The following is a 26,656-nucleotide window of genomic DNA, read 5'->3' as shown; positions in this document are numbered from 1 at the left end:
CCACTGAACGGCATGGGGTGGGGGCGATAGGGTGTCTGGCATGGCTGAAAAGGTTGCACTGATCACAGGTGGTTCGCGCGGCATCGGGAGGGCGATCGCCCAGGAGCTGGCCCCCGACTACAGGGTGCTGGTCGGCGGCACCAACCCAGAACGGGTGCAGGAGGTGGTCTCAGCGCTGCCAAATGCGGCGCCGTTCCTGGCGGACCTCACCGACGCTCAAGCCGTGCGGGAGGCATGGGATACCACAGGGGTGGACCAGTTGGACGTATTGGTCCATTCAGCGGGCGTGGCCTGGCTCTCCCCGGTGGCTGAGTCCTCACCGCAGCACTGGCGGGACATGTTTGAGCTCAATGTGTTCGCCGTAGCGGAGCTGACGCGTCTGGCTCTGCCTGCGCTGCGGGCCGCCTCCGGTCACGTGGTGGCCATCAACTCCGGGGCCGGCTACCGCTCGCGCGCCAACGGCGCGCTGTACTCCGGCTCCAAGTTCGCGCTCCGAGCCTTCACCGATGCTCTGCGTGAGGAGGAGCGCGGCAAGATCCGGGTCACATCACTGCATCCCGGGCAGGTGGACACTGATATGCAGGTGGCGCTGCAGACCGCATTGGGAAACACACAGTACGACGGCGCCCGTTTCATCTCTCCGGAGGCGGTGGCCAAGACTGCTCGCCTAGCGGTGGAGAATGAGGCTGCGTCGGCCATCAGTGAGTTGACGATCCAGCCGGTCAACCCCTGAGCCCGGTCAATCACTGAACCCGGGCTCACCGGTCCTGTACCGGCGGACGCCAGGCACGCAGCTGGGTAATCAGATCCCCCGGGGTGTCTGCGATGACCAGGGCGTCGCGCCGCCACCCGGCGATGAAGCCTTCGGCGACCTGGTGGTCGATCATGGTCAACAGCGGGTTCCAGAACCCCTTGATGTTGTACAGCGCCACCGGCTTGGCGTGAATCCCCAGATACTGCCAGGTCCACACCTCAAAGAGTTCCTCCAGAGTGCCCATCCCGCCGGGCAGTGCCACAAACGCGTCACCGAGTTCGCCGAGCCGGGCCTTGCGGAAGTGCATGTCGGGCACGATCTCCAGGTACGTCAGGTCGCGGTGGGCAACTTCCCGCTCCATCAGGACATCGGGGATGACCCCGATGACTTCGCCGCGGGCCTCCAAGGCGGCATCCGCGATCTGTCCCATCAGCCCCACTTTTCCGCCGCCGTAGACCAGTCCGATAGCGCCCTTGGCCAGCTCGGCCCCCAGGGTGCGCACATGCTGCTGGTACGCCAGATCGTGGCCCGATGCCCCGCCGGTGAACACGGTGATGCGGTGGAGGTCAGTCACGCCCCCATCCTATAAGGGGGACCACAGCAGTGGCCGATTTTCCATGGGACTGCCGGGCCTGCTAGAATTTCCAGGTCCATTCCTCCGTAGCTCAATGGCAGAGCACCCGACTGTTAATCGGGTGGTTGCTGGTTCGAGTCCAGCCGGGGGAGCCAAGCACCAAGAGCCCTCTGCCCCTCAGGCGGGGGGCATTTTGGTTTCGCTGGCAGCACGAGCTCGGAGGTCCCGGTGAACACTGAGCAGCACCCCGATATCGCCCGATTGGTGATCTCCTGCCCGGACCAGCATGGGATCGTGGCCGCAGTCTCGGAACTGATCGCCGACCTCGGTGGCAACATCATCACCCTTGACCAGTACTCCACCGGGGTGGAGGATGGTCAATTCTTCCAGCGCACAGTCTTCCACCTTCCGGACTTTGCCCGCCGCCGTCACCAGGTGCAGCGACAGCTTGAAGAGCGGCTTGTGCCACGCTTCTCCATGCAGCTTGAGCTCACGGCGGCTGCTGAGCCGAAGCGCGTGGCGATCTTCGCCTCTAAGACGGACCACTGCCTGCTTGACTTGTTGTGGCGCCACCGCCGTGGGGACCTGCCTATGGACATCGCCATGGTGGTGTCGAACCACCCGGACCTGGAAGCTGACGTGCAGCGCTTCGGTATCGAATTCCACCATGTGCCGGTGGATCGCGAGAACAAAGCGGCCGCCGAGTCCGAGCACCTCAACCTGCTGCACGGCAAGGTCGATCTGGTGGTGCTGGCCCGCTACATGCAGATACTCTCGCCGGAATTTCTGGATCAGGTCGGAGTGCCGGTGATCAATATTCACCACAGCTTTCTCCCCGCGTTCATCGGCGCGGGTCCCTATCAGAAGGCCAAGGATCGCGGCGTGAAGCTTATCGGTGCCACCGCACACTATGTCACCGAAGACCTGGATGAGGGGCCCATCATCGAGCAGGATGTGATCCGGGTCTCGCACGCCGACGACGTCGCCCAGCTCACCCGATTCGGTGCGGACGTGGAGCGCGCGGTCCTCTCCAGAGCGGTGAAATGGCACTGTGAGGACCGGGTCATCCGGCACGGAGCCACCACCATCGTCTTTCAGGGTTAAAGAGCAGTAAGGGCCGCCGGAAGGAGCGGCCCTTACTGTTGCTTCCGTGTCTGCTCGGCGCAGCAGCCCTACTGGTGGATCTCTTTGGCCTCCTGCCCTCCAGTGCCCACCTGCTGGGAGCCCGCGTTTGACGTGACGCGGATCCGCTGTGGGCGCTCTTCGGCGTAGACACCTGCCACGCGAACAGTGAGCACCCCGGATTCGTAATCGGCGGAGATGGCGCTGTCCTGGACAGCTTCCGGAAGATGCATAGTGCGGGAGAAGCTGCCGTAGCGGACCTCGCGGAATCCTTCGGCCTCATGCCGGACTTTCCGCTCGCCGGAGACGGTCAGCGTGCGCCCTCCGTTGGACAGTTCCACCGAGATGTCTTTCTCTGGGTCAACCCCGGGTAGGTCGACGCTTGCGACTAAGTCTTCACCCTCCCGGCGTGCATCTACCGGTGGCACAAAGCCGGAGCGGCGCTGTTCGTCGTCGAACTGCGGCATGCGGGACTGGCGGAGGAAGTCGTCCACCAGAGCGAAGGGATCAAGGCGGGTAAACGTTGAGTTGATCATCAGTAATCAGCTCCTTTCGGGAAGCAACTCATCACCTACAACGGTGGACTGTGCCACTGCGGCACTGTCATGGAGACTCAACGGTCCCGCGCGGCGAGTTATTCCCAAATGTGAGTCAAAGACGCTCAAGTTTGTAAGAGTCGAGGTTGGGTGCCCTGCCTGCGCAGAAGAGGAGTCGTTGAGGGCGCGGCGCACACCCTTTTTATAGGCCCTTAAGAGGCCAATGGCCCGGCCCCCAGTTGGGGTGCCGGGCCATTGAGCTTCAAGACTGGTGTCACTCGACAGTGACGTCGCCTTCTGCTTCGACCGTGGTCTCGGTCTCAGCGTCTGCGTCATCCTCGACTGGGGCGTCGATGGAATCCAGCAGGGCACCGATCTCTTCCAGAGCGCTGAGGATGTCGGCCTCAGCGTCCTCGAGAACCGTGTCAGCCTCATCGAGGACCGTGTCGGCCTCGTCAAGGACTGCGTCGGTGTCTTCGACGGGTGCCTCGTCTTCGGCGTCGTCGACGATTGCGTCGGTGTCTTCGACGGGTGCCTCGTCTTCGGCGTCGTCGACGATTGCGTCGGTGTCTTCGACGGGTGCCTCGTCTTCGGCGTCGTCGACGATTGCGTCGGTGTCTTCGACGGGTGCCTCGTCTTCGGCGTCGTCGACGATTGCGTCGGTGTCTTCGACGGGTGCCTCGTCTTCGGCGTCGTCGACGATTGCGTCGGTGTCTTCGACGGGTGCCTCGTCTTCGGCGTCGTCGACGATTGCGTCGGTGTCTTCGACGGGTGCCTCGTCTTCGGCGTCGTCGACGATTGCGTCGGTGTCCTCGGCGGGCGCCTCATCCTCGGTGTCCTCGGCGGGCGCCTCGTCGTCTTCGGTTTCCTCGACGGGGGCATCGTCGTCGCTCTTCTGCTGGCCCGGTGCGTGAGCGTGGGCCGCATCTCGGTTGCTTTCGCCCTGCTCCTTCTCGTGGGCGCTGACCGAGATAGCCTCACCTGGAGGCTCGGTGACCTCTGCTGGCTGGGCCACTGCGGAGCCGATGCCTGCGGTCAACCCTAGGGCAGTGACCGCGCTTGTCGTGAGAATCCTGTGCCTGACGTTCATCCGGTTTTCACCTTTTCTGTCGGGATAATGACACGTGATTGCGACCCCCTGGTGGGGCAAGCCCTGACGTATGGGTCCGAATTCAAAAGCCGCAGCCAAAGAGCATGCGCTCCTCCGCTTTGGCTTCTCCTAGGAGAGACCCGGGTCAGTGCTGCCGACCTCGTCGCTTTGTACGCCGTGATCGGATCGTAACCACCGAGTTATGCAATCACAGCGCCTCCGACAGGTGAAAGCCCCAAACGGCAAATTCATGACACTATTCCGGAACTGCCAGCCCATGTTCAGTTCGCCGATCCGAGCACCAGGTCCGCACCAGCGTTCTTGTAGTGTGGTGGATATGCCCAATCAGGCCAATGCCTCCCCCTCTTCCTCGGGTCCCACGAAGGGGCGAAAGCGCCGCGTTCAGTCAGTGTTGGAAGTGATCCGCACCGAGCAACTCACTCCGCATATGGTGCGGGTGGTCCTCGGAGGCGACCAGTTTGAGGCGATCGAATTCAAGGACGGCACGGACCAGTACATCAAGCTGCTGTTCGCCGATCCGGCGCTGGGGCTGGAGCGGCCCTATGACATGGAGGAACTGCGCGAGAGGCTTCCCGCAGAGCAGATGCCGGTGCAGCGGACTTACACCATCCGGCACATTGACTGGGGCCACCAGCACATTTGGGTGGATTTCGTCATCCACGGAGACGAGGGAGTCGCCGGACCCTGGGCCGCGGCGGCGCAGCCGGGGGACCGGATCAGCTTCTTCGGCCCCGGGGTCGGCTACACACCCAGGCCAGAGGCCGACTTTCACCTCCTCGCCGGTGATGAGGCAGCCCTGCCGGCAATCGCTGCCGCGTTGGAGGGGATGGCTGAGGAGGCCCGCGGCGTCGCCGTGATTGAAGTCCGTGACGCCTCAGAAGAGGTGCCACTGACGGCTCCGACGGGTGTTGAGGTGCAGTGGCTCCACCGCGGAGGTGATTTCACTCCGGAGTCCACTCTGCTGACGGACCGCCTTCTGACACTGGAGTTGCCGGAGGGGGATGTCCAGGTCTTTATTCATGGCGAACGCGAGCAGATGAAGCGTATCCGGAAGCTGCTTGTTCAGGACTGGGGGATGGCGCGCAAAGGGATGTCCCTCTCCGCCTACTGGGCCTATGGGCGGATTGAAGACCAGTTCCAAGCCGAGAAGAAGACGGCGCTGGGCAAGATCGACCCCGAGGGCTAGTTACCCAGCTACCCCAGAGCTGGTGCCGATGACGAGCGCGACGATCAGCCAGCCGACAAGGACCAATACGGTAGCCGCAGCGCAGATGCCTCCGAACCGAGTGAAGCCCTGCAACCGGTGGTCGGCTCGGTCCCGCATGGTGCCTGACAGCAGCAGGAAGAGGTCCACAATCGTCCACGCGCCGACGACTCCCACCAGGGGCAGGCCCGCATTGGGCAGCCCCAGGATCATCAGCACAACGCCCGCACAGAACATACTGGTCTTAAGCACTGCGGTGGGCAGGTATCCCAGGTAGTACCGCTGCGCACCGATTGGTCCCAAGAACAGCGCCAGCGACCACGCGACCAGGAATTTCTTGGAAGATTCGGGCTGGGTCTCGAAGGCACGCCGGTCCTGCTCGGTGTAGGTGTTGGCGTAGAGCTCGTCGAGGTCGTAGTCCGCGGGCATACTTCAAGTCTAGTGCCAGTACGAAAGCCCTGACCTGGGCGCCTCCCCGGGGGTGCAGGTGGTAGTTTGGACCTGAATATACGCTTCTCAACCACGGATGGAGGCGCTGTCGTGGCGCAGCAGAACACTCAGAACGCGGCATCGAAACCTTCCCTGCTCGACGTCGCCAAAGTTCTCGTTCGGCTGGGACCGAAACAGATCAACGATGAAATCTCCCTGGCCATCGCTCAGATGAAGGCTAAGGGGATCGCCGCCGGCATCGCGGCCGCACTGATGGCGGTGGGACTGGTGTTCCTCACCTTTCTGGTGGTTGCGTTGATCGTCGCCGCTATCGGCGGTCTCTATGCCGCGGGGCTTGCGCTCTGGCTGGCAGCACTCATCGTTGCCGGTGCATTCCTGCTTATTGCACTGCTCTTTGCACTGATCGGACTGGCGAAGTTCAAGGGTGCCCAACCTCTTGCTCCGAATGACGCCATCCGCGGGTTCCGGCTGGACATGGGCGTGGCCAGAGAGGGCTCCGACTTCGATCCGAAATCTTTGGATCGTGCGGACCAGGAGCGTCGCCGGGCCAAGGAGGAAGCCAAGCGCCGCGCGGCCGCGCAGAAAAAGACTCCGGGTGAAGGCAAGCCGCAGCAGCCTACTTACACCGAGCTGCTGCGCAGGACCGCCCTGCGCCGTGACCACATTGCCGGTCTGCAGGATCAGTTGCGGAAGCGTTTCTCCAAGACGGACTCCGCGGCAGAACCCCTCGCTGGCGAGCGAGCTCCGCTGGCTTCCTCCGACCCGGCGCACACACCTCCGCAGCCTGGTCCACATCACGAGGCTCGCAATGCCAAAGATTTCCTGGCAGAGCGTTGGAAGCCGTTGGCTGTCGCCGCTGGCTCCACCGCTGCCGCAGGAGCGTTTCTGCGTGAGCTGATCAAGAAATAGCTGAGTTCGGTGAGGATATTTGGTGCTGGGACCCGGAAGGGTTTCGAGTACACGGTCAGGGACACTTTCTGGACTGTTCCGAATGTGGTGACCGTTCTGCGCTTCCTCCTCATCCCGGTCTTCGTCTATCTCATCAGCGAGGATGAGCACCTGTCCGCCTTCTGGATCTTGGTGGTGCTGGGTGCCACTGACTGGCTCGATGGCTTCATCGCACGGTTCTTCGACCAAATGTCCACCGTAGGCCGGTGGCTGGATCCGCTGGCCGACCGGCTTGCCATGATCGTCGTCACCCTTACCGTGGTCCAAGCCGGAATTGCTCCGGTGTGGCTCATCTGGGCCATCCTTATCCCAGATCTGGTCCTGTTGGCCGCTTCGGCACTGCTCTTCGCAGGTTCGCCCGAGCTGCCCGTCTCCGCTATGGGCAGAGTCCGTACCGCGTGCCTGATGATCAGCTTGCCGGTGCTGTTGCTGGTGGAAGTGCCGGAGGTCTCGGATAACCTCGGCGCGCTCTTTCCAGTGGTCGCCGAGTCGTTCCTACTCGCTGCAGCGGTGATGCACATCATTGCCTCCACGGACTACCTTGTCCAAGCACTCGGCAAATTCCGCAGGCTGCGCGCAGCAGACATCAACCCGTGGCGGCGCGCCACCTGGGCCAGGACTGGTGCGGCCGCTTCGGCACGCGGGCCGCTCCCAGGTGAAGCGAAGACACAGCCACCCGCCTCGCCAGCAGATCTGGAGGCCAGAGCTCAACGATCCCGCCGGAAGGCCGACACAGAGTGAGCACCCGAAAGCCACTGACCGTTCTCATTGCTGCAGACACTTACCCACCAGATGTCAACGGGGCAGCCATCTTCGGGTATCGACTGGCCAGACATATGACGGCCAGGGGCCACGAGGTGCACATTGCGGCCGCCCGGCCGGTGCCCGGCCCAGACGTGGTGGAGCACCGCGCGGAAGCAACTGTCCACCGGTTCAGGTCCTTCAAAGCACCCACCCACGAATACCACCGGCTGTGCCTGCCGCTGCTGGTCGAGCCCGCCATGCGCAGGCTCATCGCCCAGATTCAGCCGGATGTGGTGCATGTTCAGTGCCACTACATGATCGGCAAGGCCGCCATCCTCGCCGCAGACGCAGCCCGGGTCCGGACTGTGGCCACCAACCACTTCATGCCGGAGAACCTCGACCCGTTCCTCCCGTTCCCCCGCTGGTTCAAGCGCATTGTGGCCCGTAACTCCTGGCGCGACATGGGCAGGCTGATGGGCCGCGCCTCCGTGGTGACCACGCCTACACCACTGGCCGCCGACACGATGCGCGCCAAGGCGGGGTTAGAACATGTGCTCCCGCTCTCCAACGGCATCGACGTCGACTACTACAGTCCCCGGCCCGGCGAGGAGATTCCCAGGCGGGCCCAGCCGACGGTGCTTTTTGTGGGCCGGCTCGCCGTCGAGAAGAACGTCGATGTGCTCATTGATGCGGTGGCCAAGACTGACCCCGAGCTGGGCGTCTGCGCGGAAATCGTCGGCGACGGGGACCAGCGCGACAAGCTCCGCGACCAGACCGCCCAGCTGGGCATCGAGGACCGCATCACCTTCAGAGGTCACGTGGACGACGCTCAGCTCCGCGAGGCCTACATCGCCGCCGATGTGTTCTGCCAGCCAGGCACATCCGAGCTGCAGTCCCTGGTCTCCCTGGAAGCGATGAGTGCGGCCAAACCAGTTGTTCTGGCCGATGCCTTAGCGCTGCCGCACCTGGTGGCCGAAGGAGAGAACGGGTACCTCTTCGAGCCGTTCAACAGCGATCACCTTGCCCAGCAGCTCAACCGGATCTTCCGTGCCTCCCCGCAGCAGCGGGCCACGATGGGGAAGGTGAGTCGGGAGAAGGCGGAGCAGCACGCTATCGGTGAGACGATGGCCGCCTACGAGGCGCTGTACTATGGCGCGAACTGGACCGAGACCTACCAGTTTGGGTGGTAGTCCGCTCCGGGTGGGGCTTCGGAGCCTGTCAGCGATTCGGCCAGTGCAAGCAGTTGGGCGGCGGAGGCGGCCCAGGAGTACTCCTGGCTGCGCGCCCGCGCTGCTTGGCTGGCGGCGGCGAACGTCAGGGGATCCTCCAGGGCTCGCACCGCAGCCGTCAGCTGCTCCGGCGCATCGGCACCGATAATCTGCCCAGCGCAGGTCTCGACCGCCGAGCCAATCACCTCACCGAAGATGGCCAAGTCTGAGGTGATCACCGGTGTCCCGTGTGAGAAAGCTTCCACCACTGGGAGACAGAACCCCTCCGCCCTGGAAAGGGTGACCAATGCCGTGGCTCGCTGCAGCAGCTGGTGGTAGTCAGCCTCAGAGATCCCATTGTGGAATACCAGCTGGCCGGGCCGCTGCGCCATGGATGACAGCTGGGCACGCTGCGTGGGAGTCACCGGAGAGCACAGGTGCAGCCGGTACTCGGGAAGTTCGTTCAGGCCCGCGATCAGCCCCGGCACATTCTTATACCCCATGAACGATCCCATGTACACGAGCTCCTTCTCAGGAGGTCGCTGGGGATCACGAGCCCGCTGCACTTCCTGGGGCGCATTGGGGATCAGGTGCACTGGGCGTCTTGTGAGCTGGTAAGTGCTGATGAGCTCGGCCGTGGTCTGCGAGACGGTGGCGACGGCGTCGGCCCGGTTCAGTGCCAGCCGTTGCGGCACATAGCTGAGGTGGTACAGCCGCCATCCCAGCCGCACCGGCGCCGGCAGGTTCTGCGGTGGCGTCCGGTGTTGATAGTAGATGAGGTCATGAAGGGTGAGGATGAGCCGGTACTTGCGGCCCACGCTGCCCATGGTCTGCATAGGGGAGAACACGACGTCGGGACGGTGGGGGTTGATCTGCCGAGCCACCCAGGGCTCGCGCGGCCCGGTGGGGGAGCTGATGCGCAGATGCGGCAGCTCAGGCAGCTGCTTGAGCTGCGCTGGGTCATGAATAAGCATGGTGATATCGGCGCTGCCAGCGGCGGCTCTGACCAAGGATGCGGTGTACCGGGAAATCCCGTCATGGACCTCCGGGCGCACATAGCGGCAGTCGATGAAGAGCCTCATATCTTCAGTCTGTCACCTCCCCGGGCTGCTCCGTTCCGCGTGCGAGGATAGGAACGATGACGCTCAGCGCCCGTGAACTGTGGATCGAAGCACCCGGCTGTGCACGGGTGCGTGAGGTGCCTGCGCCTGAGCCCGGTCCCTCCGAGGTGCTGATTGAGACGCTGCGCTCGGGAATTTCCCCCGGGACAGAGACGCTGATCTACCGCGGTGAAGTGCCTGCTGCGGTGACTGCGCTGATGGCCGCACCTCACCAATTGGGACAGCTTCCGTACCCGGTCTCGCACGGGTATCTCAACGTGGGGGTGGTTCGCCAAGGTCCGGAGGAGCTGCTGGACAAGCGTGTCTTCTCCCTCACCGGCCACCGATCCCATGCGGTCGTGCCGGCGGAGGCCTGCCATGTGGTGCCAGAAAGCATGCCCAGCGAGCGGGCACTGCTTGCAGGCATTGCCGAGGTGGGACTCAACGCGGTGTGGGAGGCCCAGACCACCGTGGGGGACCGAGTGGCAGTGGTGGGGGCCGGGCTGGTGGGCCTGGTGACTGCATTGCTGCTGGCTCAGGTCAGCCCGGCGCGGCTGCAGCTGGTCGAGATTGACCCCGCGCGCCGAGCCCTAGCCGCTGGGCTGGGGCTTGAGACGGTCGCGCCGCAGGACGCGGCCGGGGACAACGACGCGGTGTTCCACACCTCCGCTGCGGATGCGGGACTACGCCGGGCACTAGAGCTCGCCGGTGACGACGCTGCGGTGGTGGAGATGTCCTGGTACGGCACTCGCGAGCCCGCGGTCCCACTGGGGGCGGACTTTCACGCCCGTCGATTGCGCATCATTGGCGCGCAGGTCGGCGAGGTGGCCGCGCCCAAGCGGCTCCGACGCACGCGCAGGCAGCGCCTTGCTGCTGCACTGCACCTGTTGGACTCCCGCTTTGACGCACTGATCACCGGGGTCTCTGCCTTGGATGAGCTCCCCGGCGTCTTCGAAGATTTTTCCCGTAAGGCAGACTGGACCCGAAACCAGCTGCTGCACGCGGTGACTTACCGCCAGTCTGAGCCTGAAGGAGCCCCATGATTTCAGCCCACACTCCCGTGTTTCGCATCTCTGTGGACGACCACGTGATGATCGCGCATTCGCTGCCTGGCGAGTTCTTTGGTCCCGCCCAACGGATGCACGGGGCAACTTTGGCGATCACCGCCACCTTTGAGCGTGAGGGTCTCGACGAGCACGGGGTCGTGATCGATATCGGCCAAGCCACCTCCCTGTTGGCTGAGGTGTTGGACGGCTTGCGCTACCGGAATTTGGACGAACATCCGAGCTTCACGGACAAGATCTCCACTACCGAGGTCATCTGCCAGCATGTGGCCCTGCAGGTGGCACAGGCGCTCCCCGAAGGGCACGGTCTGCGTGCCCTGGAGATTGCCGCGGATGAGCATCCGCGGGCGCGGGCTTCGGTGCGGATCGAGCTTAGCCAGTGACGGGCCGGTTCCATTTCGCTCATGGACGCCGTGGGTCTCGGTTAGGATAGAGCGGCTGCCGGTGCACCTCATCAGCGGCCACGGGGGGTTAGCTCAGTTGGTTAGAGCAGAGGACTCATAATCCTTTGGTCGCGGGTTCAAGTCCCGCACCCCCTACTCTTGGCGCAGCCGGTGCCGTTATGGGATCTTCAGCTGGAGACCTTGGGGTTATCGGACTGGCTCTCGCGGGCCTTGCGGGCGGAGGCGACGTCGTCAACCACGAGCACGATATGGCGAATACTGGCTATCAGCGAACCGTAAGTCGGCCACGAATCACTTGGCAGGCCGTCGTCGGCGGCTAAATCGGCCGAGAGCACCATCAAGTCCTCGTGCAGCGGGGCCACCTCTTTGTCCGGGTCTGCGATGGACCGGCCCACATCTCCCACGATCCGCGCCCACCGGACACGGAAACGGTCGTCCCACTGGCCGTCGGAGTATGAGGCCTCCCGCAGTGAGCGAGCCAAATGGCGAAGATGCGAGATCCCTTCGTCGGTCCGCTCAAGGATGTCCTCGTAACTGGCTTCCTCCGCATTCCACCCGCTGCGGTGAAGCTTCTTTCTTGCGCGGCGGCCCCGCGGGTTGGCTCGGCGCGATTCCCGGGCGAAGCGCACCACCGCCCAGGCCGAATTGAGCTCCTGGCTCATCGACTCCGTCTCCTTGAACCACGCCTCGGCCCTGTCGGTATCCCACGAATCCGAGAACTCATTGGCCATATTGACCAGGACCCCACCCATACGTTCGTTCAGGCTGTCCACGTACCGGCTGGCCTGTTTGTCACCCAGGGGCGGCACAATGAGCATATTGACCAGGACTCCGGCGGCGACCCCCACTGCGACTTCAAGGATCCGGTCATCCAGCAAAGGGGCTTGTTCACCGAATCCGCTGCCCAGCACAAAGATGGCCGTCGTCGCGATCGCTACTCCTTCATCGCGGATCCAGGAGATCCGGGCAGCCGCCACGCCGACAAACAGCGCCAGCGCAAAAGTCCACAGGCTCACGCCCAGGAAGTACCCAATGACGAAGGACATTCCCACCCCGACGCTCGAGGCGACCGTGGTCTGGACTCCATGCGAGAGCGACCGGTGGACCGTGGCATGGACGGTCAGCAGCGCAGTCCACGGTGCCAGAAACGCCAGTTCCGACTCCAGTACGCTGACGGAAAACCACCACGCACCCGTCCCTGCCACCACTGTCTTGAGAATCTGCAGCACGTCGGTGAGGAATTCTGGGCGCCGCACTACCTCCCGGGCACGCCGAGCTTTGTCCCGCAGCACCGGGCCCACGCCGCTGCCGTCTTCGGACTCCGGATCAAGGCCGCTCGCGTCTGTTTCTCTCATCCTCACCTCACGTTGGGTCCTGGGAGTCAGTGCCCGTGCTGAGCATCCTCGGCCGTCGTGCGCCGGCAGAGTTCCGCTCTTCGAAGGCCTTGCCGTAGCGCAATAATTGCACGTCGTGGTAGTGGTTGGCTGCCAATTGGAAACCCACGGGGAGTCCGTCGGCGGTGAAGCCGCCCGGCAGGCTGAGTACCGGCAGCGACGTCGCCGAGAGCACACACGCTGAACGCATCCAGTCCAAGTACGTCTGCAGCCGCTGGCCCTCAATTTCGGTGGGGTAGCGGAGGGAGGCGTCGAAGGGGAGCACCTGGGCAGCGGGACTGAGAAACAGGTCGAATGTGGCGAAGAATGCCCGCACGTGGTCCTGTAAGCGGGTGGCAGCCGCAGTGGCGTCAATCCAGTCCTGCGCTGTCAGCGCCCATCCCTGCTCCACGTTCCAGACCACCTCAGGTTTGATCAGGCTTCGGTGTTGGCGCACAAGGTCTCCCAATCCGGCGGCGAAGGTCATCGCCCGGGTGGTGGTGAAGACGGTGTCTGCCTCAGAAAAGTCGATGGATGCCTCCTCCACTGTGGCGCCCATCTCCTCGAAAATACTCAGCTGCGCCTCCAGCACCTCCAGCACATCGCGTTCCACGGGGATTCCAAGACCGAAGTCAGGAGACCAGCCAATGCGCACTCCGGCCAGATCGCCGGTCAGTGGACCGGCGAAGGAGCCGGCCTGTACCGGAGCGGGCAGGGGCTGCTCGGGGGCGGGCCCCGCCACGGCTGACATGAACAGGGCAATGTCGGCCACCGTGCGCGCCATCGGTCCGGTGCGCCCGAGCCACTGCCACGCATCCACCGGCGACGGGGCTGGAATGACTCCGTAGGAGGGGCGGAAGCCTGTGAGGTTGCAGAACGATGCGGGGATGCGCAGCGAACCGCCCATGTCGCTCCCTTCACCCAAGGGCTGAATTCCCGCGGCAATTGCCGCAGCGACGCCGCCGCTGGACCCACCAGCGCTGCGATCAGTGGCATAGGGGTTGGTCGTGGTGCCGAAGACCTCGTTGAAAGTGTGCGATCCGGCGCCGAACTCCGGGACATTGGTCTTTCCGGTGGAGATGACCCCCGCCTGACGGAGTCGGCTGATGATGAGATCGTCCTCTTTCGGGATCTCGTTCTGGAATACCAGGGACCCTTGTGTGGTCCGCATTCCTTGCGTGCGATGAGTGTCTTTGTGGGTCATCGGCAGACCATGAAGAGGTCCGGCCGGGCCTTCGGAAACGATGAGTTCGTCCGCGCGGCTTGCAGCCACGAGCGCCGCCTCTGCCTCAACGGTCACCACGGCGTTGATGGCTGGGTTGACCCCTTCAATATGTTCCAGGTGCGCGTGGACCACTTCACGGGAGGAGACCTCCCTGTCACGCAGGCGGGTCACGAGTTCCACGGCGCTCATTTCTAACAGCTCGTCCATGTTCAAACCTCCTTGGTGAGGGTCACTCCGGTCTGATGTGCAGTCTTCCGCACCGCGCGAGACCTGTGAAGTGGAGCAGTATGGCGGGTGCCACCCCTTCAGAGCGTTCAGACTCTTAACAGAAAATACCCAGCGATACCCCCCTATTAGGTCTACTGGCGAGTATGTATAGTCGCCCGTATCGCGGGTCGTGACCTCGCGTTGACAGATAATCCCGAGATGAGGAGATGTCATGACGACCAAAGTTGAAAAGACCGTGGTAATCGAGGTCCCTGAGTCCACCGCCTACAACCAGTGGACTCAGTTCGAGGAATTCCCCCACTTCATGAACGGCGTCACCGCTGTTCACCAGCTTGATGACAAGCGCCTGGAATGGGTCGCGGAGATCGGTGGTGTGCGCCGGCAGTGGAAGGCGGAGATCCTGGAGCAGGTGCCTGACCAGAAGATCGCCTGGGCGGCCACAGAAGGTGCTGTCAATTCCGGCGTGGTGACCTTCAAGGAAGCAGGACCCGGGAAGACTGAAGTGCGCCTTGAACTGGAGTACGAGCCCGACAACTGGGTCGAGAAGGTAGGCGACACGCTCAACGTGGTGGACAACCGGGCTGAAAAGGACCTAGAGAACTTTAAGGAGCTGATCGAGTCCGAGGGCTACTCCACGGGTGCTTGGAGAGGCAAGATCGGCCACGGGTCCGAGACCGGCACCCCGGCCTCCACGCCCCCGGTGGATGGAACCCAAGGCGGAGGCGTACCCCGCATCTCCTGAGGGGCACCTCCTGAAGGGCTAGGCCCCGGCGTTTAAGCTCCGCCAACTTCATCGAAGGCACTGAAATGCCCCTCGGACGCAAATGTGTCCGAGGGGCATTTCTACATTTTCGCTGTATTCACCAGGCGTGTATGTCCCTATGGGGCGCGAAGACCGACTCGCCGCACCCCGAAGGCAAGGCGGAAGGCAAGGCGAGAGATCGCCGCACTAGCACGTTTTCTCCTCCCCGCCGCGGGGATCCCGCGGGAAGCCGTGGGTCTTTCTGGTGCTCAGACTGCTCCTTACTTGAAAAGCGGACCGAAACCAGCCGGCAGCTGAGAGCGCAGGTTCTGGATTTCGCCTTCAGATACGGCTTCGCTCAGAGTCGCGAACACTGCTGCGACGTGGTGCCGGGCCTGTTCCGGGTCGACCCCCGCGCCTAAGTGAGTTGCGACCCGGCGCAGAAAATCATCCACGTCATCGACAACAGGCTCAGTTGCCGCATGCTCTGTGAGGGGCCCCTTGAGTTCTTCGGGGAGCTGGGCCGCAAGGTTGTCAGCCTCACCGCCCTTCAGACGCTGGCCCAAGTCAGCCAGGACAACTTCGGTCGTCTGGACAGCTATTTCGCGGTCGTCGTGACCGTCGCGTTCGCTCACGGTCTTGATGAACTCGTCATAGCGCATAAGAGTGGCTCCTTTCGAGATCAAGGGCCCTGTCGCTCTGGTTGGTCAGAACCCTGACAATGCCGGCTTTTTCACCGTGTTGATATTGGACGCGAGAGGATCTCCCGGTCCACATTGTTATCAATCGTCACTTAGCAGGGGCTGAACGACGTGTTTGAGTTCACCGGGCAGTAGGCGGTGGACGCGTCGTGATGGCAGTGGCAGTACGTCGGAGGGTTCGAGTCCGGTGTCACCTCATTCGTGACGCAACTCTTAGGCCCTTGGGCTCTAGCGTGAACAGGTCAAGGATGCTGGGATGTGAAGAGGTCGACCGCGCTTTCGAGTGCTCGGGCAGACACTTGGGATGTGTTAGAGGCACCCTGTGCGGTGAGTGATATGTTAGAGGCACCCTGTGCGGTGAGTGATACAACCAGGATCACTGAGCAAGAACGGATCAGGTGATGACATGAGGCGAATGGCTTCTGCGCCGATTCCAGGCGGACATCCTGCCGAACCTCACCGGTCAGGTCTTGCGACACGCTTGAACTGGCTTCGTGCCAGTGTGTTGGGCGCTAATGACGGCATCGTTTCTGTGGCGGCGATTGTCGTCGGTGTCGCTGGGGCGTCGACAGCCACAGGCCCTGTTCTGACTGCAGGCGTCGCGGGGCTGGTGGGTGGTGCGGTCTCGATGGCGCTGGGGGAGTACGTATCGGTGAGCAGTCAGAGCGACAGTGAACGGGCGCTTATCGCGAAGGAACGGAGTGAGCTCGAGGAGTTGCCCGAGGAGGAACTCCAGGAGCTTACCGACCTCTACCGCGCTCGAGGTCTCAGCAGGAAGACGGCCCGACAGGTTGCCCTCGAGCTTACAGAGCACGACGCATTAGCAGCTCACCTCTCAGCGGAGCTGAATATTGATCAGGAGGATGTCGTGAGCCCTTGGCATGCCGCGGCGGCATCGGCCGCAGCCTTCACGGTCGGTGGGCTCCTGCCATTGCTCGCGATTCTGCTGCCACCCGAGGCGTGGCGGGTACCGGTGACCTTCCTCGCGGTGCTGGTGGCATTGGGGTTGACGGGACTGACCTCAGCGCAGGTAGGCGGTAGTTCGCGGGTCAGAGCGGCTCTGCGCCTGGTGGTCGGTGGAGCTCTTGCGCTCGGAACCACCTACGTAGTGGGGCTGTTACTGGGCGGCTCAGGGGTTGTGTGACCGGTTGCCGTCCGTGCCAGCCCTTACCTGCATGGGTCTTCGATATCGGACCGTAACTTTGTGAAGTGTTCCCTAATGGGCTGCCATCAGCGCTCCTCCGACTCATGTAGAGGTAGCAGGACGGAGGGTTCGACCTCACCGGTGAGCAGCAGAGGGTTGATGTATTCACCGTGCAGTCGCACACCCCAGTGCAGGCAGGGTTCGGCGCAGTGATGGGTGCCGTCGTCGTAGGTGCCCAGGCGGGCCACGGTCTCGCCTGTGGAGACCGGGTCTCCGGGCTCGAGCTCGGACTCCACCGGTTCGAAAGAGCTGACGTATCCCGAACCGTGGTTGATGGAGAGAACCTCGCGGTTGACCACGAGGCCGGAGAAGCTCACCACACCGTGAGCCGGTGCCCGAATCTCACTGCCGGATGGAGCGGCCAAGTCCACTCCGCGGTGGCCGGCTGCCCAGGGAGCCGGGGGAGCGGCAAACTCCTCTACCACCTCTCCCTCCACCGGAGGAAGCCACTGTGCAGGCCGATTCTCCGCCGAGGCAGGCGGCATCCCCAGGACGGCCAGAGCGAGCAGGAGCATCACTAGCAACTGGTGCGGACGGGGCCACCACAGGACTGGCCGTCCCGAGTGCGGAAAGAGCGCCGGCGCCGTCGCAGGCTGTTCAGGGGACATATCACCAGGGTCAGCCGCAGCACCGAACGCCGCAGTCTCGAAGCGCACGCCTGTGCAGGACTCAGCGGAGTGGAGCAGCCGAGCTGCCAGTTGGGGAAAACTCTGGGCCCGCGCTAGACTACAACCAGCAGCTTGACTGTGTGCACTTCGTGGTGCCCACCGGAAGGCTGACTACGCGCGCGGGAAGCTCACTTGCAGTCTGGGTGAGGATGCTCCCTTCGGTCCACGACAAGCCGCTCATGGAAGCGGCACTTGGCGTGTCCGGGAGTATGAGGTCACACCTCTGACCGCGCTAGGAGCTCGGGAGAACCGAGCAATTTTGCAACCGACAAAAAATGAGCCGGTGCTGCACAGCGCGCTGTGTGAAAAGCCCGGCAGTGAAAGGACATCATGCCTGTCGTAACTATGCGTCAGCTGCTCGACTCCGGTGTGCACTTCGGCCACCAGACCCGCCGCTGGAACCCCAAGATGAAGCGCTACATCTTCACCGAGCGCAACGGCATCTACATCGTTGACCTCCAGCAGTCACTGAGCTACATCGACCGTGCCTACGAGTTCGTCAAGCAGACTGTCGCCCACGGCGGCAGCATCCTGTTCGTCGGCACCAAGAAGCAGGGCCAGGAAGCCATCGCCGAGCAGGCCACCCGGGTGGGCCAGCCCTACGTCAACCACCGTTGGCTCGGCGGTATGCTCACCAACTTCCAGACCGTCTCCAAGCGCGTTCAGCGTATGAAGGAGCTGGAAGAGATCGACTTCGAGGACGTCGCCGGCTCCGGCCACACCAAGAAGGAACTGTTGCTGCTGCGCCGTGAGCTGGACAAGCTGCAGGCCAACCTCGGCGGTATCCGCAACATGACCAAGACTCCCTCTGCAATGTGGGTCGTGGACACCAACAAAGAGCACCTGGCCGTGGACGAGGCGCAGAAACTGGGCATACCGGTCATTGCGATCCTGGACACCAACTGCGATCCGGACGAGGTCGACTACCCGATTCCGGGCAACGACGACGCCATCCGCTCCGTGGACCTGCTCACCCGCGTGGTGGCTGACGCTGTGGCCGACGGTCTGATTGCGCGCGAGGAGCGCCGCGGAGGCGGCTCCGGCGCGGCAGCTGAGCCGATGGCCGAGTGGGAGCGTGAGCTGCTGGAGAAGCACGCCGCAGAGCAGAACTCGGCTGCCACCGTCGCTGAGCAGGAGCCTGACCAGGCTGCTCCGCGCACCGACAGTGACGCTGCTGCTGAGGACGAGACGGGCGAAGCTGAAGTGCCTGTCAACGCTGACGCCGGCGAGGCCGCTGCGAAGACCTCCGACAGCTGATCTACTTACTCTGATCTGAGAGGACACAGACACTAATGGCGAATTACACCGCTGCTGATATCAAGGCCCTGCGCGAACGTACCGGCGCAGGCATGATGGACGTGAAGAAGGCGCTCGATGAAGCCGACGGCGACGTCGATAAAGCCATCGAAGCCATCCGGATCAAGGGGCTCAAGGGCGCGGCCAAGCGTGAAGGACGCTCAGCCGCCGAGGGCATCGTGCTTGCCAAAGTCGTCGACGGCACCGGCTACCTGCTGGAGATCAACGCCGAGACCGACTTCGTGGCCAAGTCTGACAAGTTCATCGGCCTGGCTGAGAAAGTCCTCGAAGCAGCCGTGAGCCACGGCGTCGACTCCGCAGAGGCGCTGCTGGAGGCTGACATCGATGGTCGCAAGGTCAGCGACTACGTCACCGAGGAAGGCGGGGCCATCCTGGGCGAGAAGATTGTGGTCCGCCGTCTGGCCAAGGTGACCGGCTCCTACGTCGACGCCTACCTCCACAAGACCTCCAAGGACCTCCCCGCGCAGGTGGGCGTGCTGGTGGCTGTGGATTCGGACACTCCGGAAGCCCAGACCGCAGCTCACGATGTGGCCGTCCACGCAGCTGCCTTCTCCCCGTCATACCTGACTCGGGATGAGGTGCCTGCAGAGACGGTGGCCAACGAGCGTCGGATCGCAGAGGAAACCGCCCGGGCCGAGAACAAGCCCGAGCAGGCAATGCCGAAGATCATCGAAGGGCGCACCAACGCCTACTTCAAGGAGCACGTCTTGGTCGACCAGCCGTTCGCGAAGGACCCCAAGGTCTCTGTCGCGAAGGTCCTGGAGCAGGCCGGCACCAACGCGCTTGCCTTCGCACGTTTCCGCGTGGGGAGCTCCTGAGCACAGGGCACTGAACCCGCCGTAACGGTTAGACTTGTCCCTAACGTCTGACCAACCGAAAAGGGGGTGGCCATCTCATCCGGATGGCGCCCCCTTTTTGTCTGCCCTGAAAGGAATCTGATGGCCGAGAACGTAACCCGGCGCCGTCGCGTGCTGCTGAAACTCTCCGGGGAGGTCTTCGGCGGCGGTGCCGTCGGCGTCGACCCCGCCACCGTGCGGGGAATCGCTGAACAGATTGCCGCAGTCTACGACCAGGTTGAGGTCGCCGTCGTGGTGGGCGGAGGCAACTTCTTCCGCGGAGCGGAACTCTCCCGTGCGGGGATGGACCGTTCCCGGGCCGACTACATCGGCATGCTCGGCACAGTGATGAACGCCTTGGCTCTGCAGGACTTCTTGGAACAGTCCGGTCAGCCTACCCGCGTGCAGACCGCCATCGGCATGGCGCAGGTAGCAGAGCCCTACATCCCGCTGAAGGCGATCCGGCACATGGAGAAGAGCCGGGTGGTGATCTTCGGCGCCGGAGCCGGCATGCCTTTCTTCTCCACCGATACCGTCTGCGCCCAGCGCGCACTGGAAGTCGGGGCGGACATGGTGCTGATGGGCAAGTCCGGCGTGGACGGGGTTTATACCGCCGATCCGCAGAAGGACGCGCAGGCTCAGAAGCTTGACCGGCTGACCTACACCGAGGCCCTGCACCGCAATATCCGCGTGATGGACCAGACCGCTATGACCATGTGCAATGACAATGGTCTGGACATGAGGGTCTTCGGGATGGAGGGCGAAGGCAACGTCACGCGCGCGCTGCTGGGCGAAGAGATAGGGACACTGGTCACTCCCTGACGATTCCCTTCCGACCGATAGACTGTGATGCAAGACCCTAGAGCCCAAGGAGAGACCTGTGACTGAAGAGACCCTGCTCGAAGCCGACGAGCTGATGCAGCGGGCCGTGGACGCCACATCCGAAGACTTCGCGACTGTGCGCACCGGCCGGGCCAACCCTTCGCTGTACTCGAAGGTGCTGGTGGACTACTACGGCGCACCGACTCCGCTGCAGCAGCTGGCCTCCTTCACCACCCCGGACGCCCGCACCATTCTCATCACCCCCTATGACGTCTCGGCGATGCGAGAGATTGAAAAGGCCCTGTCCGACTCCGAGATCGGCGCGAACCCGTCCAACGACGGTAAGCAGATTCGCATCACCATGCCGGACCTCACCGAGGAACGTCGCCGAGAGTACGTCAAGCTGGTCAAGTCCAAGGGTGAAGACCACAAAGTCTCGGTCCGCAACGCGCGCCGCAAAGCCAAGGACGCCATCGACAAGGCGGTCAAGGACGGCGAGATCGGCGAAGACGACGGCGACCGCGCCCTCAAGGAGCTCGACGGGCTGACCCGGCAGTACACCGAACGCATTGACGAAATGATCAAGCGCAAAGAGGCGGAGCTGCTCGAAGTCTGAGCATGTGATGACGACGCCGCCACACGACTCTCCGCCCCCCGCGGCTGCTGAATCAGCGCGTCGAGTCAAGGCCGGGCGCAACCTTCCCGCAGCCATCGTCACCGGGGCGCTGCTGCTGGTACCGGCAGTCTTCGGCATCTTCTGGTTCCAACCCCTCTTGATTGCAGTCTGGGTGGTGGTGCTCTGCCTGGGCGTCTGGGAGGTCGCCCGCGCCCTCGAGGCGCATCAGGTCAGAGATACGCCCCGGCTGCGCATCCCAAAATTGCCGCTCTACCTGGGGGCGGCAGCCATGCCGGCAGCCGCCTACTGGGGCGGTGTCGAGGCGCTGACTCTGGCACTGATGATCACCGGAGTTGCGGTGCTGGTGGGCGCAGCGCTGTGGCGGGTGCCCGATCCCGGCCGCAGCATTGTGGCCTCCCTCTTCGTCGCCTGCTGGGTACCGTTCCTGATCTCCTTTGCCCTGCTGCTGATCCAAGTCGACCAGGGTGAGTGGCGGCTCGTGGTGGTGGTTCTCCTTGTGGTCTCCAATGACACCTTCGGCTACGCCGTAGGAGTGTTCTTCGGCAAGCACCCGATGGCACCCAAGGTCTCGCCCAAGAAATCCTGGGAAGGCTTCGCAGGCTCTATGGGCGGTGCCATCCTGGTCGGGGTGCTCGCCTCATGGCTGATCTTCGACGAGCCGCTCTACGTGGGAGCACTGTTGGCCGCAGCGGTAGTAGTGGCGGCAACCGCCGGAGACTTCAGCGAATCCATGGTCAAACGCGAACTGGCCATCAAAGACATGTCCCACGTACTGCCCGGCCACGGGGGCGTGATGGACCGATTGGACTCGCTGGTCTTCGCCATGCCCACCGCGTACTTCGTGATCGTGGCGTTGACCGGCGACTCAGTCGGACTGCCGTTAGGCTTATAGCTATGTCTACCACTTCCGCACCACTGTTCACTCTGCTGGAGGACAACGATCAGGGGTACGACCGCGCCGAAGTTGACCAGTTCATGGCTCGCGCCCGAGAGGCCTATGACTCCGGCCGAGGCATGCCCCTGGCCGAGATCCGCCAAGCGAGCTTCACCATGGGGCCGGGCGGATACGACCCGGCCGAGGTCGACTCCGCACTGGACCGCCTCGAGGACGCCTTCGCCGGTGCAGAGCGTGACCGCTACATCGAGCAGTACGGTGAGGACGCGTGGTACGAACAGCTCCACCACCGGTCCCAGCCGCTGCGCCGCCGGATGGAACGCCCCGATGGTCAGCGGTTCCGCACCCCTGCCGGGGAGAGCACCGTGGGGTACCGGCAGAGTGAGGTGGACCGCCTGTGCCGTGAGCTGGAGAAGTACCTCGATGGGGAGAACCCCATGAGTGTGGACGAAATCCGCACCATCACCTTCCCTACGGCCACCGCCGAGGACGCGTACGATGAGGCTCAGGTGGATGCTTTCCTGGACCGCATGACAGAGATCATGGCCTCAGTGGGCTGATCCGCAACATTCGGTGGGACAGCTGCGCTGCGCGAGCGGTGTCTCCCATCGGTTCTCCCGCGACGGGCAAAAAATACGCCTGAGATGCAACATACGGTGGGATTTCCCCGCCGGAGGCCACAAGTATCCCCTCCAATGTTGCACCGGGCAGCCCCAGTACCCGCCAGCGGCAGCGTTGCACCCAGAGACACGTTGACCAGCCAGCGGCAGTTCTGCACCTAGCCACCCCGGCGGCAGCGCCGCACCATCCAGTTCCTGCAGCAGCCCGCCCCGCACCGGTAACCCCCTGCAGCGGGACGCTGGCCGGACATGCTCACCGGCGGCGCGGATCAGTCCTTGAGCTCGAAGAGCTTCTCTGTCACCACCTGAGCGCGCGCGTTGGAGAAGACCTGCTCTTCTCCTATCTCTGTGAACCCGCGCGACTCCAGGATCTTCAGGCTGCCCATATTGTCGGTGACTACCCGCGCGCGCAGCGGCCGCTTGGTGAACTCGTCCAGGAACAGGTCGAACGCGGTGGTCGTCACACCGTTGCCCCAGAACTGCTTATCGGTCCAGAACATCACCTCATGGATGTCGCCGTCGCGGAACACCGCAATGGAACCAGCCGCCTGACCGTCAACATCAATGGTGCGCACCAATGAGTTCTTGTCGTTGAGAAGCTCAGCCCAATGGTGGTCGAAAATCGTGCGGTCCTTGGGGTTAGTCGGTGCGAAACCGGCCATATGCGCCGCGTCGGCGTCCTGCTGAAAGGCGAAGAACTGGTCCAAGTCCTCTGCCTGCACATCGCGCAGCGTAATCTCCATGGAAGGCTCCTTCACATCGGCTTGTGGCCGAGACATCTGAAAGTGGGTTGCCCCCAGCCTACCTGCTCACAGTGTTCCGGCTCACGGGAGCAGACTCCCATCCCCGCCAGCGCATGCGCCCTGCCTGCGCTACGGTCCGGGTGCTGGCCGCAGCCCGGCGAGTTGGGCACCGGTGGACAAGGCGGGATAATGGGGCGCATGTCCTCTCCCCGCCGCGTCGCCATCCTGGGCTCCACCGGTTCCATCGGTATTCAGGCGCTGGAAGTCATTGCCGCGCACCCGGAGTCATTCCGCGTCGTCGCTCTCTGTGCTGGCACCAACGCTGCCCTTCTGGCGGAGCAGGCACGCACCTTCCGGCCCGAGATTGTGGGCATCCGGGACGACGACGCCGCCCCGTCCTTGGCTGACCAGCTCACCGATGTGGGCACCGAGCTGATTTCCGGGCACAGCGCCGCTGAGCAGATCGCTGAGCACTCCGGCGCCGATGTGGTGCTCAATGCCATCACCGGCTCGATCGGACTGCAGCCCACGATTGCGGCATTGGGCACCGGCGCCACCCTGGCTCTGGCAAACAAGGAGTCCCTGGTGGTCGGCGGCGCACTGGTGCATCAAGCTATGCAGCGGCCGGGCCAGGTGGTCCCGGTGGACTCGGAGCACTCCGCGTTGGCCCAGGCGCTGGCCTCGGGCCGGCACCAGCGGGGCATGTGTGCGGTACTGGCTCCGGGTCAGCAGGAGCTCTCCGGTGAGACAGAGGTGGCGAAGCTGATCCTCACCGCCTCCGGAGGTCCGTTCCGCGGGTGGCAGGCACACCAGCTGGCTTCGGTGACCCCGGAGCAGGCGCTGAACCACCCGAACTTCGCCATGGGGCTGATGGTGACCACCAATTCGGCCACTATGGTGAACAAGGCCCTGGAGGTGGTGGAGGCTCACCTGTTATTCGATGTGCCGCTGGAACGCATCACCACTGTCATACACCCCCAGCAGTACATCCATTCACTGGTGGAGTTCCACGACGGTTCGACCATGGCCCAGGCTGGCCCGCCACGGATGTTGGTGCCGATCGCTCTGGGACTGAGCTGGCCGGAGCGGCTGCGGCAGGTTGACCACCCCATGGACTGGTCTCGGCCGATGAGCTGGGAGTTCGAACCCTTGGACCACAATGCCTTCCCCGCAGTCGAGCTGGCGAAACAGGCCGCCGCCAGCTCGGCGACCCACATGGCGGTCTACAACGCCGCCAATGAGCAGGCTGTCGCAGCATTTCACGCCGGCCGGTTGGCGTTCCCGGGGATCTTGGACACCGTGGAGCGGGTCCTCAGCGAGCACAGCGGAGTCCCTGAGGCGGAGGCGGATCTCGAGGCTGTTCTGGGTGCGGAGGAGTGGGCCCGGCAGAGCGCCGAAGCGCTGATCGCCCGGCCGCGGACGGCGTCGTCGGGTGCTGTGCGATGACTGCTCTGCTGATGTCGGCCGGCGTGCTGATCATGGCGATCGGCATCATCGCCTCCATCGCCCTGCACGAGGTGGGGCATCTGCTGCCGGCCAAACTCTTCAACGTCCGCGTCACCCAGTACATGGTTGGTTTCGGCCCCACCCTGTGGTCCAAGGTCAGGGGTGAAACGGAGTACGGCATCAAGGCGGTGCCGCTGGGCGGCTACGTGGCCATGATCGGGATGTATCCACCGCCGGAGCAGCAGCACGACGCCGCGGCAGGCACGGAGGAGGAAGAAGAGCACGACGCCGGCCCGGCCGATCCCTACCTTCAGCACATCGGTGCCCAGTACGTCGCTCCGCCGGTGGAACGCAGCGCTGCGGCAGAGCGGGTGCCCCAGGAGCGCAAGACGGTGATCTCCCACTCCACGGGCATCTTCCAGCAGATGTCCCAGGAGGCACGCGAGGTCGCCGCCGAAGAGCTGCGCCCCGGGGACGAGCAGCGGATGTTCTTCAAGCTGGCCACCTGGAAGAAAGTCATCATCATGCTCGGCGGCCCGGCCATGAACGGCATTCTGGCGCTGCTGCTGACCGCCGGAACGGTGTCGCTCCACGGCATGAACACCGCCACCACAGAGGTCGCCGACGTGTTCGAGTGCATCACCACAGTGGAGGCGCAGGAGGCAGCGGAGTGGCTCGACGAGCGGGAGTGCACAGATGCTGACCCGGCCGGCCCCGCCTACGAGGCCGGTCTGGAACCCGGGGATGAGATCGTCGCCTTCGCAGGTACGCCGATCGATGAGTGGGACGACCTCACACCGCTGATCCGAGACGCTGCGGGGACCCCCAGCCAGGTGGTCTATCTCCGCGACGGAGAAGAGCGCACCACGGAGGTCACCCCGATTCTCACCGAACGTCCGGTGGAGGGCCGGATGGGCGCCCCTGAGCGGGAGGCTGATGGTTCCCTGGTGACCGAGCCGGTGGGATTCATCGGGGTGGTGTCCCTGACTGAGGTGCAGCGGCAGCCGCCCTGGGAGGCGGGACCGATCGTCTATGAGCAGACCAAGGCGGTCGGGCACGTGGTGCTCACCCTGCCACAGCGCATGTACGAGGTCGGAGTCTCCACCTTCACCGCCGCTGAACGCGACCCGGAGGGGCCGATGTCCGTGGTGGGTGTCGGGCGCGTGGCCGGAGAAATCTCCGCCCAGGACCAGATCCCCTGGGAGTCCAGATTCGCCACGCTGATGTCGCTGGTGGCCGGGGTCAACGTGGCGCTGATGGTGTTCAACCTCATCCCGCTGCTTCCCCTGGACGGCGGGCATGTGGCCGGGGCCCTGTATGAAGCGCTGCGCCGGAGACTGGCAAAGCTGCTGCGGCGCCCGGACCCGGGGCCATTCGACATTTCGAAGCTGCTGCCCCTGACCTATGTGGTAGCCGTGCTGCTGATCAGCATGGGGCTGCTGCTCATATTGGCAGACATCATCAATCCGATACGCCTGTTTGAGTAGTCCACTCCACAGCGGCGTCGACCAGGGCCTCACACGGCTGGTCGACATTGAGGGTGATCCCGCACTCGCCGGGCTGCAGCGGCTCCAGCGTAGCCAGCTGTGAGGCCAACAGTGCGGGCGGCATGAAATGACCGGTGCGGGCGGCCAGTCGCGACTGCAGCAGCTGACTGCTGCCGTGCAGGTGCACAAACCACACCTCGCCTGCCTGCTGCCGGAGCAGATCTCGGTAGCTGCGCTTCAGGGCGGAGCACGCCACCACCACTGCGCGGTCCGGCTCTACTTCGGCCATGCGCTGCCCCACCCGTACCAGCCAGGGTTCGCGGTCCCGATCTGTCAGCGCGGTGCCGGCGGCCATCGCAGCTCGCGCACCCGGAGTGTGCAAGTCGTCGGCGTCGATGAAACGCCCGCCCAAACGCTGCGCCAGCAGCGCCCCCACGGTTGATTTCCCGCAGCCGGAGACGCCCATCACCACAATCGGCCTCACATGTCCTCC

At 63.9% G+C, this 26,656-nt stretch carries 29 protein-coding genes and 2 tRNA genes; 20 read left to right on the top strand and 11 right to left on the bottom strand.

The window, feature by feature from the left end:
- Positions 1–40: 40 nt before the first annotated feature.
- Positions 41–733, top strand: a complete 693-nt coding sequence (locus FEF27_RS07290; protein WP_138170186.1) for an SDR family oxidoreductase — start codon at positions 41–43, stop codon at positions 731–733.
- Between the two features lie 25 nt (positions 734–758).
- Here the strand turns inward: FEF27_RS07290 and FEF27_RS07285 are convergent, their stop codons facing one another.
- Complete coding sequence (locus tag FEF27_RS07285; protein WP_138170185.1) at positions 759–1,328, bottom strand: LOG family protein; 570 nt, start codon at positions 1,326–1,328, stop codon at positions 759–761.
- 80 nt (positions 1,329–1,408) lie between these two features.
- Here FEF27_RS07285 and FEF27_RS07280 point away from each other — a divergent pair.
- Together FEF27_RS07280 and purU are read left to right on the top strand one after the other, a co-directional pair.
- Positions 1,409–1,483, top strand: a tRNA-Asn gene (locus FEF27_RS07280).
- Between the two features lie 73 nt (positions 1,484–1,556).
- Positions 1,557–2,432 (top strand): formyltetrahydrofolate deformylase, encoded by an 876-nt coding sequence (gene purU / locus FEF27_RS07275; RefSeq protein WP_138170184.1) that lies wholly within the window; start codon positions 1,557–1,559, stop codon positions 2,430–2,432.
- Positions 2,433–2,500: 68 nt separating this feature from the next.
- On the opposite strand, the gene FEF27_RS07270 is transcribed toward purU, so the two are convergent.
- Together FEF27_RS07270 and FEF27_RS07265 are read right to left on the bottom strand one after the other, a co-directional pair.
- A complete protein-coding gene (locus tag FEF27_RS07270) occupies positions 2,501–2,986 on the bottom strand; it encodes an Hsp20/alpha crystallin family protein (RefSeq protein ID WP_138170183.1) in 486 nt (161 codons plus the stop codon).
- Positions 2,987–3,260: 274 nt separating this feature from the next.
- Positions 3,261–4,076, bottom strand: coding sequence for a midas domain-containing protein (locus FEF27_RS07265; protein ID WP_138170182.1), 816 nt, complete (start codon positions 4,074–4,076; stop codon positions 3,261–3,263).
- Positions 4,077–4,413: 337 nt separating this feature from the next.
- Here FEF27_RS07265 and FEF27_RS07260 point away from each other — a divergent pair, with 337 nt between their 5' ends.
- Positions 4,414–5,283: a siderophore-interacting protein gene (locus tag FEF27_RS07260; RefSeq protein ID WP_138170181.1), complete on the top strand. Its 870-nt coding sequence runs from the start codon at positions 4,414–4,416 to the stop codon at positions 5,281–5,283.
- Here FEF27_RS07260 and FEF27_RS07255 read toward each other — a convergent pair whose 3' ends face one another.
- A complete protein-coding gene (locus FEF27_RS07255; protein ID WP_138170180.1) occupies positions 5,284–5,730 on the bottom strand; it encodes a TM2 domain-containing protein in 447 nt (148 codons plus the stop codon).
- Positions 5,731–5,841: 111 nt separating this feature from the next.
- Here FEF27_RS07255 and FEF27_RS07250 point away from each other — a divergent pair, with 111 nt between their 5' ends.
- The 3 genes from FEF27_RS07250 to FEF27_RS07240 are packed head-to-tail and all read left to right on the top strand — an operon-like array spanning position 5,842 to position 8,633.
- Positions 5,842–6,660 (top strand): phage holin family protein, encoded by an 819-nt coding sequence (locus FEF27_RS07250; protein ID WP_166429950.1) that lies wholly within the window; start codon positions 5,842–5,844, stop codon positions 6,658–6,660.
- Positions 6,661–6,669: 9 nt separating this feature from the next.
- A complete protein-coding gene (locus FEF27_RS07245) occupies positions 6,670–7,440 on the top strand; it encodes a CDP-alcohol phosphatidyltransferase family protein (protein WP_138170178.1) in 771 nt (256 codons plus the stop codon).
- Entirely contained in the window at positions 7,437–8,633 is a 1,197-nt protein-coding gene (locus FEF27_RS07240) for a glycosyltransferase (RefSeq protein ID WP_138170177.1), read from the top strand. Before FEF27_RS07245 ends, FEF27_RS07240 begins: the two co-directional genes overlap by 4 nt.
- On the opposite strand, the gene FEF27_RS07235 is transcribed toward FEF27_RS07240, so the two are convergent.
- Positions 8,615–9,733, bottom strand: coding sequence for a glycosyltransferase (locus FEF27_RS07235; RefSeq protein ID WP_138170176.1), 1,119 nt, complete (start codon positions 9,731–9,733; stop codon positions 8,615–8,617). The two genes, FEF27_RS07240 and FEF27_RS07235, sit on opposite strands and share 19 nt — an antisense overlap.
- Before the next feature lie 56 nt (positions 9,734–9,789).
- Here FEF27_RS07235 and FEF27_RS07230 point away from each other — a divergent pair, with 56 nt between their 5' ends.
- The 3 genes from FEF27_RS07230 (at position 9,790) to FEF27_RS07220 (ending at position 11,354) form a co-directional block, all read left to right on the top strand.
- Complete coding sequence (locus tag FEF27_RS07230; protein WP_208009719.1) at positions 9,790–10,794, top strand: zinc-dependent alcohol dehydrogenase; 1,005 nt, start codon at positions 9,790–9,792, stop codon at positions 10,792–10,794.
- Positions 10,791–11,198: a 6-pyruvoyl trahydropterin synthase family protein gene (locus FEF27_RS07225; RefSeq protein WP_243729136.1), complete on the top strand. Its 408-nt coding sequence runs from the start codon at positions 10,791–10,793 to the stop codon at positions 11,196–11,198. The genes FEF27_RS07230 and FEF27_RS07225 overlap by 4 nt, the downstream gene beginning before the upstream one ends.
- Before the next feature lie 82 nt (positions 11,199–11,280).
- Positions 11,281–11,354 (top strand) — tRNA-Ile (locus tag FEF27_RS07220).
- Between the two features lie 32 nt (positions 11,355–11,386).
- Here the strand turns inward: FEF27_RS07220 and FEF27_RS07215 are convergent.
- Positions 11,387–12,574 carry an FUSC family protein gene (locus FEF27_RS07215; protein ID WP_138170175.1) on the bottom strand — a complete coding sequence of 396 codons (1,188 nt, stop codon included), beginning with the start codon at positions 12,572–12,574 and terminating at the stop codon, positions 11,387–11,389.
- Between the two features lie 7 nt (positions 12,575–12,581).
- Entirely contained in the window at positions 12,582–14,024 is a 1,443-nt protein-coding gene (locus FEF27_RS07210; RefSeq protein WP_138170174.1) for an amidase, read from the bottom strand.
- A gap of 232 nt (positions 14,025–14,256) precedes the next feature.
- Here FEF27_RS07210 and FEF27_RS07205 point away from each other — a divergent pair, with 232 nt between their 5' ends.
- Positions 14,257–14,787, top strand: coding sequence for an SRPBCC family protein (locus FEF27_RS07205; RefSeq protein WP_138170173.1), 531 nt, complete (start codon positions 14,257–14,259; stop codon positions 14,785–14,787).
- Between the two features lie 281 nt (positions 14,788–15,068).
- Here the strand turns inward: FEF27_RS07205 and FEF27_RS07200 are convergent, their stop codons facing one another.
- A complete protein-coding gene (locus FEF27_RS07200; RefSeq protein WP_138170172.1) occupies positions 15,069–15,449 on the bottom strand; it encodes a DUF2267 domain-containing protein in 381 nt (126 codons plus the stop codon).
- A gap of 454 nt (positions 15,450–15,903) precedes the next feature.
- Here FEF27_RS07200 and FEF27_RS07195 point away from each other — a divergent pair, with 454 nt between their 5' ends.
- Complete coding sequence (locus tag FEF27_RS07195) at positions 15,904–16,632, top strand: VIT1/CCC1 transporter family protein (protein WP_138170171.1); 729 nt, start codon at positions 15,904–15,906, stop codon at positions 16,630–16,632.
- A gap of 86 nt (positions 16,633–16,718) precedes the next feature.
- Here the strand turns inward: FEF27_RS07195 and FEF27_RS07190 are convergent, their stop codons facing one another.
- Entirely contained in the window at positions 16,719–17,300 is a 582-nt protein-coding gene (locus FEF27_RS07190) for a M23 family metallopeptidase (RefSeq protein WP_138170170.1), read from the bottom strand.
- Positions 17,301–17,690: 390 nt separating this feature from the next.
- Here FEF27_RS07190 and rpsB point away from each other — a divergent pair, with 390 nt between their 5' ends.
- From rpsB to FEF27_RS07160, 6 genes are all read left to right on the top strand, one after another.
- Positions 17,691–18,617, top strand: coding sequence for a 30S ribosomal protein S2 (rpsB, locus tag FEF27_RS07185; RefSeq protein WP_138170169.1), 927 nt, complete (start codon positions 17,691–17,693; stop codon positions 18,615–18,617).
- A gap of 35 nt (positions 18,618–18,652) precedes the next feature.
- Positions 18,653–19,495 carry a translation elongation factor Ts gene (gene tsf / locus FEF27_RS07180; protein WP_138170168.1) on the top strand — a complete coding sequence of 281 codons (843 nt, stop codon included), beginning with the start codon at positions 18,653–18,655 and terminating at the stop codon, positions 19,493–19,495.
- A gap of 120 nt (positions 19,496–19,615) precedes the next feature.
- Positions 19,616–20,335 carry a UMP kinase gene (gene pyrH / locus FEF27_RS07175; RefSeq protein WP_138170167.1) on the top strand — a complete coding sequence of 240 codons (720 nt, stop codon included), beginning with the start codon at positions 19,616–19,618 and terminating at the stop codon, positions 20,333–20,335.
- Positions 20,336–20,393: 58 nt separating this feature from the next.
- Positions 20,394–20,951, top strand: a complete 558-nt coding sequence (gene frr, locus FEF27_RS07170) for a ribosome recycling factor (protein ID WP_138170166.1) — start codon at positions 20,394–20,396, stop codon at positions 20,949–20,951.
- A 7-nt stretch (positions 20,952–20,958) separates the two neighbouring features.
- Positions 20,959–21,864 (top strand): phosphatidate cytidylyltransferase, encoded by a 906-nt coding sequence (locus tag FEF27_RS07165; protein WP_138170165.1) that lies wholly within the window; start codon positions 20,959–20,961, stop codon positions 21,862–21,864.
- Positions 21,865–21,866: 2 nt separating this feature from the next.
- Positions 21,867–22,427 carry a DivIVA domain-containing protein gene (locus FEF27_RS07160; protein WP_138170164.1) on the top strand — a complete coding sequence of 187 codons (561 nt, stop codon included), beginning with the start codon at positions 21,867–21,869 and terminating at the stop codon, positions 22,425–22,427.
- A gap of 329 nt (positions 22,428–22,756) precedes the next feature.
- On the opposite strand, the gene FEF27_RS07155 is transcribed toward FEF27_RS07160, so the two are convergent.
- Entirely contained in the window at positions 22,757–23,230 is a 474-nt protein-coding gene (locus FEF27_RS07155; protein ID WP_341805709.1) for a GNAT family N-acetyltransferase, read from the bottom strand.
- 198 nt (positions 23,231–23,428) lie between these two features.
- Here FEF27_RS07155 and dxr point away from each other — a divergent pair, with 198 nt between their 5' ends.
- Both dxr and FEF27_RS07145 read left to right on the top strand, forming a co-directional pair.
- A complete protein-coding gene (gene dxr, locus FEF27_RS07150; protein WP_138170162.1) occupies positions 23,429–24,676 on the top strand; it encodes a 1-deoxy-D-xylulose-5-phosphate reductoisomerase in 1,248 nt (415 codons plus the stop codon).
- Entirely contained in the window at positions 24,673–26,163 is a 1,491-nt protein-coding gene (locus tag FEF27_RS07145; protein ID WP_138170161.1) for a M50 family metallopeptidase, read from the top strand. Before dxr ends, FEF27_RS07145 begins: the two co-directional genes overlap by 4 nt.
- Here FEF27_RS07145 and FEF27_RS07140 read toward each other — a convergent pair.
- Complete coding sequence (locus FEF27_RS07140) at positions 26,138–26,647, bottom strand: gluconokinase (RefSeq protein WP_243729135.1); 510 nt, start codon at positions 26,645–26,647, stop codon at positions 26,138–26,140. The two genes, FEF27_RS07145 and FEF27_RS07140, sit on opposite strands and share 26 nt — an antisense overlap.
- Positions 26,648–26,656 lie beyond the last annotated feature (9 nt).

The sequence above is a fragment of the Nesterenkonia sphaerica genome, from assembly GCF_005771565.1.
In the GTDB taxonomy this organism is placed as follows: domain Bacteria; phylum Actinomycetota; class Actinomycetes; order Actinomycetales; family Micrococcaceae; genus Nesterenkonia; species Nesterenkonia sphaerica.
The sequence above is the reverse complement of the archived record's forward strand: the minus strand, read 5'-3'. Positions and strand labels throughout refer to the sequence as shown.